This window comes from Methylobacterium sp. A49B, assembly GCF_053346215.1.
Genome location: NZ_JBKFBO010000120.1, coordinates 99760 through 114627 on the forward strand (window position 1 = coordinate 99760; position 14868 = coordinate 114627).

The following is a 14868-nucleotide window of genomic DNA, read 5'->3' on the forward strand; positions in this document are numbered from 1 at the left end:
GCCAAGGCCGCTCACCGACGACGGAACGACGAACCGATGCCCGCTGCGCCCGGAGGCCCGCGCCTGCTGCTGCGCCGCCTCCGCGAAGCCATGGCGGAGCCGGTCAGCCCACAGGCACGCCTCGACCGGATCGTCGTCCTGATCGCCGCGAACGTGGTGGCCGAGGTCTGCTCGGTCTACGTCCTGCGGGATGACAACACCCTCGAACTCTTCGCCACCGAGGGCCTGAACCGCGAGGCGGTGCACCAGACGCGCATGCGCACCGACGAGGGCCTCGTCGGCCTGATCGCCCGCACCGCGGAGCCGCTGTCGCTCTCCGACGCCCAGAACCACCCGTCCTTCTCGTACCGTCCCGAGACCGGCGAGGAGGCCTACCACGCCTTCCTGGGCGTGCCGCTCCTGCGGGCCGGCAACACGCTCGGCGTCCTCACCGTCCAGAACAAGACCTACCGCGTCTACTCCGAGGAGGAGATCGAGGCGCTCCAGACCACCGCCATGGTGCTCTCGGAGATGATCGCCTCCGGCGAGTTGGAGGGGCTGGCGCCCGATGCCGGCACCGCCGCCCGCCGCCCGGTCCTGGCCCGGGGCATCGCGCTGGCCGACGGCATCGGCCTCGGCCACGTGGTGCTGCACGAGCCCCGCGTCGTGGTGAAGACGCTGATCGCCGAGAACGTCGAGCGCGAGGTGGCGCGCCTGGACGAGGCGATCGAGGAGGTCCGCTCGGCGATCGACGCCCTTGTTGAGCGCGGCGACCGGATCGGCACGGCCGAGTCGCGGGAGGTGCTGGAGACGGTCCGGATGTTCGCCCACGACAAGGGCTGGCTCCGGCGGATGCGGGAGGCGGTCGCCTCGGGCCTCACCGCCGAAGCCGCCGTGGAGCGGGTCCAGTCCGATAACCGTGCCCGGATGATGCGCCAGTCCGACCCGTACCTGCGGGAGCGGTTGCACGATCTCGACGATCTCACCAACCGCGTGCTGCGCACCCTGCTGGGGTCCGAGGCGGCCGGCGCCGCGGTCCTGCCCGAGAACGCCATCCTGGTGGCGCGCACCATGGGGCCGGCAGCCCTCCTCGACTACGAATCCTCGACGCTGCGCGGCATCGTGCTGGAGGAGGGGGGGCCGACCAGCCACGTGGCCATCGTCGCCCGGGCACTCGGTATCCCGGCGGTGGGCGAGGTCGAGAACGCCACGGCTCTCTGCGACGCGGGCGACGCAATCATCGTCGACGGTGTGGCCGGCGAGATTCACGTCCGGCCGGGGCCGGAGGTCGAGGCCGCCTATGCCGAGATGGTGCGCCTGCGCGCTCGCCGGCAGGAACAGTACCGGGCACTCCGGGATGTGCCGGCCCAGACCCGCGACGGGGTGCGGGTCGGTCTCCACCTCAATGCCGGCCTGCTGGTGGACTTCAGCCATCTCCACGAAACGGGCGCCGAGGGCGTCGGCCTGTTCCGGACCGAGTTGCAGTTCATGGTCGCCCAGCGCATGCCGTCCGCGGCGGAACAGCAGGACCTCTACCGCAAGGTCTTTGCCGCCTCGAAAGGCAAGCCGGTCACCGTCCGCACCCTCGACATCGGCGGCGACAAGATCCTGCCTTACATGGCCAAGCTCGAGGAGGAGAACCCGGCCCTGGGCTGGCGGGCGATCCGGATCGGCCTCGACCGGCCGGCCCTCCTGCGTATGCAGCTCCGGGCGCTCCTGAAGGCCGCGGACGGCGATCCCCTCAAGATCATGTTCCCGATGGTCGCCACCGTGGACGAGTTCGTCCGCGCCCGCGGCATCGTCGAGCGGGAGAAGGCCTACCTGAGCCGCCACGGCTACCGGCTCCCGGCCGAGTGCCGCCTCGGCGCCATGATCGAGGTGCCCTCCCTCCTGTTCCAGATCGACGAGATTGCCCGGGAGGCCGACTTCCTGTCGGTGGGCTCGAACGACCTGATGCAGTTCCTGTTCGCGGTGGACCGGGAGAATCGCCGCGTCGCGGACCGGTTCGATCCGTTGAGCGTCGCGGCGCTGCGGGCCTTCCGGCTGATCGCCGAGCGGGCCACCGCCGCGGGTTGCCCGGTGACGGTCTGCGGCGAGATCGGCGGCCGGCCCCTCGATGCGATGGCGCTGATCGGCCTCGGCTACCGCGATCTGTCGATGTCGCCGGCCGCCATCGGCCCGGTCAAGGCGATGGTGCTGAGCCTCGACGCCCGGGCGATCGCCGAACTCATCGACTCCGAGATGGCGCGCATGCAGGACGGGGACTCCCTGCGTCCGGCGCTGACCGCCTTCGCGCACGCCCACGGCGTCCCTATCTAAGCGCGTGTGCAACCCTTGCCGAACATTCGGCCAGGGTTGTACGGCAACGCCACGACGCTTTCGGTCGGCGCGCCACGGCTTCCGCTCGCGAACGGACGACGTGTGGAAGAGGGGAGGACCCGTCGGGTCGTTTCACCCTCGCAAACCCACGCCTCCTCCCGCGGGCCGTGGTCGGCGCCCGGCCCGAAGCGACACGCGCAGACCTGCAGAATCACGGGCGATGATCCCCTTTCCCACCGAGCGCCTCGACGCCATCCTGGCGCGGCACGATATCGTCACCGCCCAGCTCGCCTCGGGCGAGGGAGATCCCGACACCGTCGTTCAGCTCTCGCGGGAACTGTCCGATCTGGACCCGGTTGTGGACGCGATCCGTGCGTATCGGGCGGCGGTGGAGAATCTGGCCGGCGTCGAGGCGTTGATCGACGAGCCCGGAACGGACCCCGAGATGCGCGCGCTCGCCGCCGAGGAGAAGCCCGAGGCGCAGGAGGCGCTGGAGGCCGCGCACCGTGCGCTGCAGCTCCTGCTCTTGCCCAAGGATGCCGCAGACGAGAAGAGCGCGATCCTCGAGGTTCGCGCCGGCACCGGCGGCGACGAGGCGGCCCTGTTCGCGGGCGACCTGTTCCGGATGTACGCGAAGTATGCCGAGTCGAAGGGCTGGCGGGTCGAGGTCATCTCCGAGAGCGAGGGGACGGCCGGCGGCTTTCGCGAGGTGGTCGCGGAGGTGAAGGGGCGGGGCGTCTTCGCCCGGCTGAAATTCGAGAGCGGCGCCCATCGCGTGCAGCGGGTGCCCGACACCGAGACCCAGGGGCGCATCCACACCTCGGCCGCAACCGTGGCGGTGCTGCCGGAGGCCGAGGAGGTCGATATCCACGTCAACGACGCGGATCTGAAGATCGACACGATGCGCGCCCAGGGGGCGGGCGGCCAGCACGTCAACAAGACCGAATCGGCGATCCGCATCACGCACTTGCCCACCGGCATCGTGGTGTTCGTCCAGGAGGAGCGGTCCCAGCACAAGAACCGGGCCCGCGCCATGGCGCTGCTGCGCGCGCGGCTCTACGAGGCCGAGCGCACCGCCAAGGATTCGGCCCGCGCGGCTGACCGGAAGGCACAAGTCGGTTCCGGCGACCGCAGCGAGCGGATCCGCACCTACAATTTTCCGCAGGGGCGCGTCACCGATCACCGGATCAATCTGACCCTCTACAAGCTGGAAGAGGTAATGGCCGGCACAGCCCTCGACGAGGTGGTTGATGCGCTGATCACCGAGCATCAGGCGGAGCTTCTCGCCGCCGAAGGGATGGCCTGAGCGCGGCCGGGATGTCGGGATCGTGCCAGGGCCTGTCCCGCCGGGCCGCCCTGCGCTGGAGCGCGGCGCGCCTGCGCGACGGCGGCCTTCGCGAGGCGGACGGCGACGCGCGCTTCCTGCTGCTGGGCGTGCTCGGGCTGGAGACGCGGGACCTCCTCGTCGATGGCGACACGCGGCTCGCCGGACACGAGGCGGCAGCACTCGATGCGGCCCTGGCGCGGCGGCTCGGAGGCGAGCCGGTCGCCCGAATCTTCGGCGCCTGGGAGTTCTGGGGGCTTCCGTTCCGCCTCTGTCCCGAGACCCTGGTGCCGCGTCCGGACACAGAGATCCTCGTCGAGGCCGCCCTCGCGGCGGTGCCGGATCGGGATGCGCCTCTGCGCTGTCTCGATCTCGGCACCGGATCGGGCTGCATCCTCACGGCGCTGCTCCATGAGCGCCCGGCAGCCACGGGCTTCGGGGTCGACCGCTCGGTCGCCGCGCTGAGGATCGCCCGCGCCAACGCCTTGGCGAACGGGGTCGGCCGGCGTGCGGCTTTCCTCGCTGGCGACTGGTGCGAGGCGCTTCGAGGCACCTTCGACCTGGTGGTCTCGAACCCGCCGTACATTGCGCGAGCCGTGATCCCAACCCTTGACCGCGAGGTCCAGATCCACGATCCGCTCGGGGCCCTCGACGGCGGCGAGGACGGGCTCGACGCCTACCGCCGCATCCTGAACGGAGTGCGTTCAGGCGCGCTCCTGGCCCGCAGCGGGACGCTGGCGGTCGAGATCGGCTTCGATCAGGCCGACGCGGTGCGCGAGCTCGCCCTGGCTGCGGGGTATATCGATCGCGGATTGCGACGCGACCTCGCCGGACACGACCGTGTTCTGAGCTTCGGTCTTGCGGACGGTCTTTCAACCGGCCATCGGGATGCCTAACTTTGGGCTGACGATGTCGGCATCGAGAAAATGCTTGTTGCATAAGCCGGGGGACGCTAAAGTCGGCTTGAAGATCGCGAACCGTTCGTTAAGACGGACGATCATATGGTCGGTGGCGACCGTGGGTCGCTGGCAGGTTCGCTGATCCCCCAGACCGTCGAACCAGGGCGCGCAGGTGAGTGCGCGGCGGTTCGACAGCTTTCGAATCTGACAATCGACTGGTTGCCTCGCCTGGGTCTGAGCGCGCGGCACGAGGGATGGTCAGACAGGCGCGCAGACCGCTCCGCGGTCGCACGCGGGACGCCGCCGGATGCGCTTGGCCGGGCTGCGTCAGGAAATACCTTCCGGGCGCCCCCGTAGACAGTCGTTTGCGTGAACGAGGGTCACCAAAGACCGATGAGACCAAACCAGAATCGACGGATGCGCGGCCGCAACCGGCCGAAGGGTCCGAATCCGCTGACGCGCTCGTACGAATCCAACGGTCCCGACGTCAAAATCCGCGGCACCGCGCAGCATATCGCCGACAAGTATGCGCAGCTCGCGCGCGACGCGCTGGCGGCGGGCGATCCGGTGGCAGCCGAGAACTATTTCCAGCACGGTGAGCACTATTTCCGGATTGTCTCCGGCGCTCAGGAGCAGAACCGACCGGCGAATACCGGTGGTTATGCCAGTCGTCCGTACGACGAGGACATGGACGAGGGCGACGAGGACGGCCAGGGCAACGGCGCCGGACCGAACGGTCACGCCTATAGCGGCTACGACGACGGCGACCCGAGCCAGCAGCCGCAGCCCTACGAGAGCCGCCCGGACCAGCACCAGGATGGCCGTCAGGGCCGGGACCGGTTCCAGAACCGCGACCAACGCCGGTTCGACAACAACGGTCGGCAGGATTACCGCCGGCAGGATCAGCCGCGTCAGGACTACCGGCAAGATTATCAGCGCCAGGATTACCGGCAGGACCGCTCGGAGCGCCAGGATCGCCAGGATTTCGGCCGGCCGGACTACCGCCAGGACCGCCAGGACGGCCGCCAAGACAATCGTCAGGATAGTCGGCCGGACAGCCGGCAAGACAACCGTCCAGAGTCCCGGCAGGATAATCGGTACGAAGCGCGGCCGGACAGCCGGCCGGACGTTCGCCCCGATCAGGGCCGCTACGACGGCAATCGCGGCGAGGCACCGCGGAATGAAGGCAGGCCGGAGGGCCGCCCCGAGCGCGCGCCGCGCAGCGAGACGCCGCGGCAGGAGGCGGCACCGCGCCGCGAGCGTCGCCGCGAGCCGGCGCCCGCTGCGGTCGCCGAGGAGCCGACTGGCCTGCCGGCCTTCCTGATGGCCCCGGCGCGACCCACCCCTGCGGTCGAGCCGCCGGCATCTCAGGAGCCGGAAGCCGCCGCCAGCGAGGAAGCCCCCGCCAAGCCGCGTCGCCGCCGCCGTCCGCGTTTCGAGAGCGTCGCGGCGGATGAGGGCGGGGCCGCCCCGTCCGGCAACGACGGGCCGACGGAGTAAACGGCGGTTCGAGGACCGCGTCTTCAGGAGGGGCTGCCCGGGATGACCGCGGCAGCCCCTTTTCTTTGCTCGCCGCACGGGCACGCCGGTCGCCAGTCCTCGTCGCCATTTTCCCGAGGATCAGGCGGCGACGACGGCTGATCTCGCCGAACGGCGCGTTCTCCAGGCCCGGGTCCGTCGGGTTTCGGCAGGGTGACGCCGAACATCAGGGCGAGCGCGTCGCTCACGCGGCCAATGCAGTCGTTCGCGCAGGAGGCCCCGGGCAGACAGGAGAGGCTCGACGATCTGTCTGCCGAGGTGCGCCGGCGCAGCCAGCCTGCGGGCTGCGCGGGCCTCCAGCGGTACGACGGGCAGCCGTGGCAGCAGGTTGGCCCAGACGATCAGGACTGCGCCGGCGCCGAGTGGTCCTCGGTCGCCCGTCCGACCGACGCTGATCCCCGCAAGCGCGCATATCACGTCGACGCGGTATCGGGCGGCGAGCTGCGCCCACCAGGGATGCACCGCGTCGACGGGGCTCTCCCGCTCGAAGCGGCGGCCGAGGGCGTCGAGAGGCGCATCGGCGAGGAGCCCACCGAGGACAACGAGCGACCGCGCCCACGCAACCGGCGCCTGAGGTCGGCTCAGCCCGCGTCGGCAGACGCCCCGCTGGTCGGCGCTCCGCGATAGCCCGTCGCCAGGACGTAGAGTTCGCTGGAATCCGCGCGGCTGGCGGCCGGCTTCACGTGACGGACGACGGCGAAGTCGCGCTTCAGGTCGGTCAGGAGGGCGCCCTCGGTGCCGCCCTGAAGCACCTTGGCCAGATAGGCGCCGCCCGGTGCCAGGATCTCGCGGGCGAACGCGGCCGCCGTCTCGGCGAGACCGATGATGCGCAGGTGATCGGTCTTCTTGTGACCCGTGGCGTTCGCTGCCATGTCGGACAGCACCAGATCGGCGGGTCCGCCGAGCAGTGCGGTCAGCTTGGCCGGCGCCTCGTCGTCGAGGAAGTCCAGCGTGATGAACTCGACCCCGGCCATGGGCTCGATCTCCAGCAGATCGATGCCGACGACCCGGCCGGTCGACCCGACCGTGCGCGCGGCAACCTGCGACCACCCACCCGGGGCGGCGCCGAGGTCGACGACCCGCTGGCCGGGCCGCAGCAGCTTGTAGCGCTCGTCGATCTCGATGAGCTTGTACGCCGCACGGGATCGATAGCCCTCGCGCTTCGCCCGCGCCACGTAGGGATCGTTGAGCTGGCGCTCGAGCCAGCGCTTCTGCGACAGGGTCCGTCCGCGGCCGGTCTTCACCCGCTTCTTCAGGTCCCCGCGCACGCCGCCCCCGGAACTCGCGCCGCCGCGCCGGTCGCTCATCGCGATGTCCTCATCGCACCGGCTTCCTGTTCCAGACGCCGTCCTCCCGCATCATGTTCATCAGCAAGCCTTCGCGCAGGCCGCGGTCGGCGATGCGCAGGCGCTCGGCGGGGAAGGCCCTTCGGATCGCCTCGAGGATCGCGCAGCCGGCGAGCACCAGATCGGCGCGGTCCCGACCGATGCAGGGATTGTCCGCGCGCTGTTCCAGGCGGGTGTCGAGCAGGTCGTCGATGGCGGTGGTCACCTCGTCGTCGGTCATCCACAGGCCGTCGACGCGCCGCCGCTCGTAGCGCGCCAGACGCAGGTGCATCGCGGCGATCGTCGTCACGGTGCCCGAGGTACCGAGCAGATGGAACCGGGGCGCCGTCGCGGCCGCCGCGGCGCGCAGGGCGAAGGCGGACAGCTTCTCGGCCACCTCCTCGACCATCCCCTCGAACATCCGCCGCGTCACCTCGGCACCGCCGTGACGCTCCGCCAGCGTGACCACGCCGACCGGCAGCGAATCCCAGGCGCGGATCCGCAGGGTCGGGTCCGTAGAGGGGTTGGCGGCCGCACCGTCGAGCCACGCGATCTCGGTGGAGCCGCCGCCGATGTCGAAGATCACGACCGACTCCGCCAGCGGGTCGGCCAGCGCCGCGCAACCGGTGACGGCCAGATAGGCCTCGGTCTGGCGGTCCACGATCTCCAGGTCGAGCCCCACGCCGCGGCGGACGCGCTCGACGAAGGCCGCGCCGTTCACCGCCAGGCGGCACGCCTCCGTGGCGATGATCTTGGCGCGCTGCACCCCGCGCACCTGCATCTTGGTCCGGCAGATCCGCAGCGCCTCGACGGTCCGCTCGATCGCCGCGTCGCTCAGGCGGTCGGAGGTGCCGAGCCCCTCGCCGAGACGCACGATGCGCGAGAACGCGTCGATCACCCGGAAGCCGCTGTAGGTCGGCTCGGCGATCAGCAGGCGGCAGTTGTTGGTGCCGAGATCCAGCGCCGCGTAGGCGGCACGACGGCGATCCCGGCCCGGGAAGGGGTCAGGCGTGTGAAGCGGCGCCGCGCCGGTCTGGATTCGGGACGGTGCGGCCGCGGCGGTCTCGTCCCTCATCGGCGCGGCCGTCGATCCTCAGGGTCGGCCAGGAGCGTCGCGCTCGGCCTTTGTTGATCGATGACCCTACAGGCTCGGTGGGGAACTGCAACGTCCGATCGCAGGCCCGCGATCAGGCCACCGCCTTCATGGCGCTGGTGCGCCGCGGAATCGGGCGCAGCAGGCTCTTCACCTGCGAATACGGCCGCGGCCGGTTGATCACCTCGTCCAACCGCGACCACAGGGTCTTGGGCGAGAACGGCTTGGCGATGATCTCATTGACGCCGAGCGCCACCGCCCGGTCGACCACATTGCGGCGCGGCTGGGCCAGCATCAGGATGATCGGGATCGTGGGGCAGGGCGAGGTGGTCGGCGTGCGCGCGAGCCGGATGAACTCCTCGCCCGACAGGATCGACAGGTCCCAGTCGATGATGCTGATGTCGGGCTTGCTCTCCGCCAGCACGCCGAGCGCCTCGGCGCCGTCCGGTGCTTCGAGGACACGCTTGATCCCGACGCGCATCAGCATGTCACGCACGATTCGGCGGATGTAGAGGCTCTCATCGACGACGAGGGCCGAGAGGTCGGGGAAGGTCGGTGTCGCGATCATGACGGCCGGCGGTGCGGAGCGCGTCTTCGACCCTACCCACGCAGCGTTTGCGTTTCGCTAACGCCATCACTCCACTGCGAACGACCAGTGCGCCACGCACCGACGTCTGCGTTGTTTGCCGCAAGAAAGTAACGAAACGGGCGCGTTTGGGGCCAGAAGGTCCTTGCGGTCAAGGCCCGATTGCGTCAGGACTGGGGCGTTATTCTTGGTTACCGCGACCTGGGGTAATGATAGTGCGGGGCGTGGGCTGTCTGGGATGGCGCGCACGCGGTATTCGAGACAAGGGCGGCGGACGGTTTTTGCGAGCTTTCTATGGGACGTGGTCGTGATTTCAGGGGGCCGCAGAAGCGCGGCTTCGACGAGAGTGGCGAGCCGAGATGGCCTGATCAAGCTGCCCCCAGCGGCGGATTCGGCGGTGGGTACGGTGGTGGCGGTGGCGGCTTCGGCGGCGGCGGCGGTGGCTTCGGCGGCGGTGGCTTCGACCGCGGCCCGGCGCGTGGCGCTGCCCCGGTCGCGTCGGGGCCCGAGCGCGACGCCACCGTCAAGTGGTTCAACAAGGAGAAAGGCTTCGGCTTCGTCGAGCTGGGTGACGGCTCGGGCGATGCCTTCCTCCACATCCGCGCCGTCGAGGCGGCCGGTCATGCGGACCTCATGCCGGGTACCCGTCTGACGGTCACCACGGCCCAGGGTCAAAAGGGCCCGCAGGTGACCAGCGTCACCAGCGTCGACACGTCCACGGCCGAGGCTCCCGCGCCCCGGCGCGAGTTCCGTCCGCGCACCGGCGGCTTCGGCGCCGGCGGTGGCGGCGGTGGTTACGGCGGCGGCTACGGCGGTGGCGGCGGTGGGTACGGCGGCGGTGGCGGTGGCGGCGGCGGTGGTGGCCGCTTCGCCAGCGGCCCGTCGGTGGAGATGAGCGGCACCGTGAAGTGGTACGACCCTGCGAAGGGCTTCGGCTTCGTCTCGGTCAATGACGGCGGCAAGGACGTGTTCGTCCACCGCTCCGCTCTCTCCCGGGCCGGCCTCGACTCCCTCGCCGAGGGCCAGCAGGTCACGCTCGGCGTTGTCGAAGGCCAGAAGGGCCGCGAGGCCCAGAGCATCAACGTCGAGGACTGAGCGGGTCACGGCGGCCGCTTTGCCGCCGCGATCAGCGACGAGACTTCAGGGCGGCGGTTCCGATCGGGGCCGCCGCCTTGTTTTTGCAGACTGACCATGAACCGCGTCTTGCTGCCGATCCTGCTAAGTCTCGTCGCCGGCAGCGCCTGCGCGGACGACTTCACCGGATTTTACGCGGGTCTCAACGCTGGCTACGGTTGGGGTAGAGACCGAGCGGAGACGAGGCCCGGCAACCACGTCGTCGCTGGACGACCCGATGCCGGCGCCGATTTGCCGCCCAGCGCCATGGACGCGGCCGCGTCGATCCGAGGGGCCAAGCGTGCGGAGCCGGATAGAGTCCTGAGACGCTGAGCCACCCCGTATCGGGAGCGTGGGCCCGATTGGACCGTCCCATCACCAAGAGCCGGGCGAACAGGACAGGGCAGACGCGGCACGTGCTCCTGACAATCGGGATCCTCACGTGCGCCGTCACGGGACACCTTCTCAGCTCGGCACCTAAGCCTCTCTCGCCACACTGGAATCGTTCCGGAACATAGGCGTTGCGCCACCGCGGCGGTCGCTTTAGGTCGCCCCATGGGCTCACGGGAACGAGAGGTGGCGCCATGAGCGCCCGGGCAACGCCGACCCTGTCCGATCGCCTCGCCGTTGCAGGCCGCGTAGTCTTGGCGGCGCTCGGCGGCTACGGCGTGGCGGCGCTCGCGACCGGCCTTCTCGCGGTGACGCTGCCGGGCCCCAGGGCCGAAGCCGTGTCCGCCGCCACACTCGCGAGCTTCGCCATCATGGCGGCGGTCGGGATCTGGGTTTTCGCGGCGCGGACGCTCGCCGCCGCGGCTCTCGTCGTGGCCATCCTGGCTGCCCTTCTGGCGGCGGCTCTCTGGGCAGCGGGCGGCCTGACAGGCGGGGCCGTCGCGTGAGCCAAACCAGAAGTTTCCGCCAGGCCATGGCGTGGCTGCACACGTGGTCCGGCCTTTTGGTCGGCTGGGTGCTGTTCGCGATCTTCGTGACCGGGACGGCGAGTTACTATCGCAGCGAGATCTCGCGCTGGATGCGCCCCGAACTGTCCGAGTCGGCCCCTGACCCCGTCGCGGCGGCCACCCGCGCCGGCATGTTCCTGCGCAAGACGATGCCGGACGCCGTGGGCTGGTCCGTCAGGCTGCCGAAGGCGGACAGCCCGGCCGTGGAGGTCTACTGGTGGCATAGCCCCGCCGGCCCCTACCACCACGCCCTCCTCGATCCCGCGACCGGGGAACGGTCGGCGGTCCGCGACACGCAGGGCGGCGATTTCCTCTACCGCTTCCACTACGAGCTGCATCTGCCGCCGATCTGGGGGCGCTGGATCGTCTCGGCCTGCGCCACGATCCTGCTGATTGCGCTGATCGCCGGTATCGTCACGCACCGGCGCATCTTCGCCGACTTCTTCACCTTCCGGCGGGATCGCTCGGCACAGCGCGGATGGCTCGACGCCCACAACGTGGTCGGGGTCCTCGCCCTGCCGTTCCACCTGATGATCGTCTATTCCGGCCTCGTCCTGCTGTCGTCGATGCTGATGCCCTGGGGCATCCAGGCGGCCTATCACGGCGACGAGCTCCGCTATTACGCGGAGGCGGGCATCATGACGCCCGGCCGTCCGCCCGAGGGTCGGCCCGGCGTGCCGCTGCCGCTGGGCCAGATCGTGGACCAGGCGACCGCCGCGGGCGGTGAACCGCCCGAAGTCCTGTTCGTCTCGATGCCCGGGGATGCCGGCGCGACCGCGACGGCGTATTTCGAGGAGCCACACGGGCTCACGCATCTCCACCCGCAGATCGCCTACGCCGCCGATACCGGCGCCGAGATTTCCCGGGTCGGCGTGGCCGGGGCCGCCACGCGGACGGGCGCCGTGATGGCCGGCCTCCACCAGGGCCATTTCGCGCCCGCACCCCTGCGCCTGCTGTTCTTCCTCTGCGGCGTGATGGGCGCCGCCGCCATCGGCTCGGGCCTCGTGCTCTGGACGGTTGCGCGGGCGCCGAGGGGCGCGGATCCGGAAGGCTTCGGCCTGCGCCTCGTGCGGTTTCTGAACATCGGGACCATCGCGGGCCTTCCGGTGGGATTGGCGGCCTACTTCTTCGGGAATCGCCTCCTGCCGGCCGGCCTTGAAGCCCGGGGCGACTGGGAGGTCCGCGGCTTCTTCGCCGCCTGGGCGATCGCCGCCCTGCTGGCGATGCTCTACCCGCGGGCGAAAGCCTGGTCCGCGGCGCTCGGCCTGGCGGCAGCTGCCTTCCTGGCGATCCCGGTCGCCGACATGTTGACGGTCGGCGAAGCGCGATTCCTCGGGTTCGACGCCGCGATCACGGTGATCGGGCTGGTGCTCCTCCTTGGTGCCCGGCTCGCGGCCCGGCGCGGCGAAATTGCCCGCGAGCGGGCCGTCGCGACCCTGCACGGGACCGTCGAAGCGTGACCGTTCCCGCTCTGCTGTTGAGCCTGCTCCTGGGCTTCTCGGGCTTCGCCGCCCTGGCCTTGAGCCTGGACCGTCATCATCGGGCCGCCTTCCGGTCGCCCGTGCCCCGGCGGCGGGTTCCGGGCCTCCGTGCGGCCGGATGGTCAGGGCTGGCGCTGTCGTTCGCGGCGGCCGTGGCGTCCGCGGGCTGGAATTTCGGTCCCGTCCAGTGGACCGGGGCGTTGACCGGATCGGCCTTGATGGTCGTGGCGCTGATCTCCTATCGGCCGCGCTGGCTGCGGCCGGCCGCGCTGGCGGCGCTGCCGCTCGCCGCCCTCATCCTTCCGCTCACCTTCCTGGGCTGATTCCTGAGCTGATCTTGGCAGGCCGCGCTCCCGCGCGACGCCGTCGCCCGATGGGTGCAGGCCTTCCCGACGGGTCGTCTGATCGCGCGCCGCTCCGGTCAGCGGTCGAATGGTGGCGCCGGAGCCGCCGGATCGCCCCCCTCGCGGCGCTGGCCGGAAGGGCGTAGGATCGCCTCACTCGCGCACTGGCCAAAAGTCCATCTTGATTCGGCGCGCCAAAAGCCATTGGCTGCGACCATAGTTGAACCGGACGCGGCCCTGAGATCGGTCGCCCGAGCGCCAGCTTAAGCCCAAGAGCCGCGGTTCGCGAGGCCGGGGCCCACGGAGGGAACACAGCGATGAACAAGCCGGAATTCCTCGGCGACGCCAAGGTCAAGTCGCCCTTCTCGGCCCGCTACGAGAACTTCATCGGCGGCCAGTGGGTCGCCCCCGCGGCCGGCCGCTACTTCGAGAACACCTCGCCGATCACCGGCAAGGTCATCTGCGAGGTCGCCCGCTCCGATGCCCAGGATGTCGAGAAGGCCCTCGACGCCGCCCACGCCGCCAAGGAGGCCTGGGGCCGCACGGCGCCGGCCGAGCGCGCCCGGATCCTCCTCAAGATGGCCGACCGGATGGAGGAGAACCTCGATCTGATCGCCCTGGCCGAGACCTGGGACAACGGCAAGCCGATCCGCGAGACGACCCACGCCGACATCCCCCTCGCCATCGACCATTTTCGCTACTTCGCCGGCTGCGTGCGGGCGCAGGAAGGCTCGATCTCCGAGATCGACCACGACACGGTCGCCTACCATTTCCACGAGCCGCTGGGCGTGGTCGGTCAGATCATTCCGTGGAACTTCCCGATCCTGATGGCGGTGTGGAAGCTCGCCCCGGCTCTCGCCGCCGGCAACTGCGTGGTCCTCAAGCCCGCCGAGCAGACCCCGGCCTCCGTGCTGGTTCTGATGGAGATCATCGGCGACCTGCTGCCGCCGGGCGTGCTCAACGTGATCAACGGCTTCGGGCTCGAGGCCGGCAAGCCGCTCGCCTCGTCGCCGCGGATCGCCAAGATCGCCTTCACGGGTGAGACGACCACCGGCCGCCTCATCATGCAGTACGCGTCGCAGAACCTTATCCCGGTGACGCTCGAGCTCGGCGGCAAGTCGCCGAACATCTTCTTCGCCGACGTGGCGAACGAGGACGACGACTTCCTCGACAAGGCCCTCGAGGGCTTCACGATGTTCGCCCTCAATCAGGGCGAGGTCTGCACCTGCCCGAGCCGGGCGCTGGTGCATGAGTCGATCTACGACCGCTTCATGGAACGGGCGGTGAAGCGCGTCGAGGCGATCACGCAGGGTTCGCCGCTGGACCCGGCCACCATGATCGGCGCCCAGGCCTCGGGCGAGCAGATGGAGAAGATCCTCTCCTACATCGACATCGGCCGGCAGGAGGGTGCGCAACTGCTCACCGGCGGCGAGCGCAACGTCAAGGACGGCGAGTTCGCCGAGGGCTTCTACGTGAAGCCGACCGTCTTCCGCGGCCACAACAAGATGCGCATCTTCCAGGAGGAGATCTTCGGACCGGTCCTGTCCGTGACGACCTTCAAGGACGACGCCGAGGCGCTCTCCATCGCCAACGACACCCTCTACGGCCTCGGCGCCGGTGTCTGGACCCGCGACGGGACCCGCGCCTACCGATTCGGCCGGGCGATCCAGGCCGGGCGCGTCTGGACGAACTGCTACCACGCCTACCCGGCCCATGCGGCCTTCGGGGGCTACAAGCAGTCCGGCATCGGCCGCGAGACGCACAAGATGATGCTCGATCACTACCAGCAGACCAAGAACATGCTGGTCAGCTACTCGGCCAAGAAGCTCGGGTTCTTCTGAGCTTCTTGTCGGGTCAACCCCCGAGACAACTTCAGCCCCGGCCGCAAGGCCGGGGCTTTTTCGATCCGG

The 14868-nt window shown here is 70.2% G+C and carries 12 protein-coding genes; 9 read left to right on the forward strand and 3 right to left on the reverse strand.

Annotated elements, in window-relative coordinates:
- The first annotated feature begins 36 nt into the window (after nt 1-36).
- From ptsP to ACLBX9_RS24630, 4 genes are all read left to right on the forward strand, one after another.
- Nucleotides 37-2298, forward strand: a complete 2262-nt coding sequence (ptsP, locus tag ACLBX9_RS24615) for a phosphoenolpyruvate--protein phosphotransferase (RefSeq protein WP_447720770.1) — start codon at nt 37-39, stop codon at nt 2296-2298.
- Between the two features lie 220 nt (nt 2299-2518).
- Nucleotides 2519-3604, forward strand: a complete 1086-nt coding sequence (gene prfA, locus ACLBX9_RS24620) for a peptide chain release factor 1 (protein WP_447720771.1) — start codon at nt 2519-2521, stop codon at nt 3602-3604.
- A gap of 11 nt (nt 3605-3615) precedes the next feature.
- The gene (gene prmC / locus ACLBX9_RS24625) at nt 3616-4518 is read left to right on the forward strand and encodes a peptide chain release factor N(5)-glutamine methyltransferase (RefSeq protein WP_447720772.1); all 903 of its coding nucleotides are present in this window, start codon (nt 3616-3618) and stop codon (nt 4516-4518) included.
- Nucleotides 4519-4938: 420 nt separating this feature from the next.
- Nucleotides 4939-6021: a DUF4167 domain-containing protein gene (locus ACLBX9_RS24630; protein WP_447720773.1), complete on the forward strand. Its 1083-nt coding sequence runs from the start codon at nt 4939-4941 to the stop codon at nt 6019-6021.
- Between the two features lie 620 nt (nt 6022-6641).
- On the opposite strand, the gene ACLBX9_RS24635 is transcribed toward ACLBX9_RS24630, so the two are convergent.
- The 3 genes from ACLBX9_RS24635 to ACLBX9_RS24645 all read right to left on the reverse strand — a co-directional run bounded on the left by ACLBX9_RS24635 (nt 6642) and on the right by ACLBX9_RS24645 (nt 9046).
- On the reverse strand, nt 6642-7367 hold the full coding sequence (locus tag ACLBX9_RS24635) for an RlmE family RNA methyltransferase (RefSeq protein ID WP_447720774.1): 726 nt from the start codon (nt 7365-7367) through the stop codon (nt 6642-6644).
- 10 nt (nt 7368-7377) lie between these two features.
- A complete protein-coding gene (locus ACLBX9_RS24640; protein ID WP_010683479.1) occupies nt 7378-8460 on the reverse strand; it encodes a Ppx/GppA phosphatase family protein in 1083 nt (360 codons plus the stop codon).
- 112 nt (nt 8461-8572) lie between these two features.
- Nucleotides 8573-9046, reverse strand: coding sequence for a response regulator (locus ACLBX9_RS24645; protein WP_007568119.1), 474 nt, complete (start codon nt 9044-9046; stop codon nt 8573-8575).
- Nucleotides 9047-9358: 312 nt separating this feature from the next.
- On the opposite strand from ACLBX9_RS24645, the gene ACLBX9_RS24650 reads away from it, so the two are divergent.
- From ACLBX9_RS24650 to adh, 5 genes are all read left to right on the forward strand, one after another.
- Entirely contained in the window at nt 9359-10159 is an 801-nt protein-coding gene (locus ACLBX9_RS24650) for a cold-shock protein (RefSeq protein ID WP_447720775.1), read from the forward strand.
- Between the two features lie 602 nt (nt 10160-10761).
- On the forward strand, nt 10762-11073 hold the full coding sequence (locus ACLBX9_RS24655) for an iron transporter (protein WP_447720776.1): 312 nt from the start codon (nt 10762-10764) through the stop codon (nt 11071-11073).
- Nucleotides 11070-12593 carry a PepSY-associated TM helix domain-containing protein gene (locus ACLBX9_RS24660; RefSeq protein ID WP_447720777.1) on the forward strand — a complete coding sequence of 508 codons (1524 nt, stop codon included), beginning with the start codon at nt 11070-11072 and terminating at the stop codon, nt 12591-12593. The genes ACLBX9_RS24655 and ACLBX9_RS24660 overlap by 4 nt, the downstream gene beginning before the upstream one ends.
- Entirely contained in the window at nt 12590-12937 is a 348-nt protein-coding gene (locus ACLBX9_RS24665; RefSeq protein ID WP_447720778.1) for a DUF3325 domain-containing protein, read from the forward strand. Before ACLBX9_RS24660 ends, ACLBX9_RS24665 begins: the two co-directional genes overlap by 4 nt.
- A gap of 338 nt (nt 12938-13275) precedes the next feature.
- Entirely contained in the window at nt 13276-14799 is a 1524-nt protein-coding gene (adh, locus tag ACLBX9_RS24670) for an aldehyde dehydrogenase (protein WP_010683473.1), read from the forward strand.
- Nucleotides 14800-14868 lie beyond the last annotated feature (69 nt).

Coding starts and splice junctions, on each gene's coding strand:
- ptsP (WP_447720770.1), top strand. CDS start 37: ATGCCCGCTGCGCCCGGAGGCCCGCGCCTGCTGCTGCGCCGCCTCCGC.
- prfA (WP_447720771.1), top strand. CDS start 2,519: ATGATCCCCTTTCCCACCGAGCGCCTCGACGCCATCCTGGCGCGGCAC.
- prmC (WP_447720772.1), top strand. CDS start 3,616: ATGTCGGGATCGTGCCAGGGCCTGTCCCGCCGGGCCGCCCTGCGCTGG.
- ACLBX9_RS24630 (WP_447720773.1), top strand. CDS start 4,939: ATGCGCGGCCGCAACCGGCCGAAGGGTCCGAATCCGCTGACGCGCTCG.
- ACLBX9_RS24635 (WP_447720774.1), bottom strand. CDS start 7,367: ATGAGCGACCGGCGCGGCGGCGCGAGTTCCGGGGGCGGCGTGCGCGGG.
- ACLBX9_RS24640 (WP_010683479.1), bottom strand. CDS start 8,460: ATGAGGGACGAGACCGCCGCGGCCGCACCGTCCCGAATCCAGACCGGC.
- ACLBX9_RS24645 (WP_007568119.1), bottom strand. CDS start 9,046: ATGATCGCGACACCGACCTTCCCCGACCTCTCGGCCCTCGTCGTCGAT.
- ACLBX9_RS24650 (WP_447720775.1), top strand. CDS start 9,359: ATGGGACGTGGTCGTGATTTCAGGGGGCCGCAGAAGCGCGGCTTCGAC.
- ACLBX9_RS24655 (WP_447720776.1), top strand. CDS start 10,762: ATGAGCGCCCGGGCAACGCCGACCCTGTCCGATCGCCTCGCCGTTGCA.
- adh (WP_010683473.1), top strand. CDS start 13,276: ATGAACAAGCCGGAATTCCTCGGCGACGCCAAGGTCAAGTCGCCCTTC.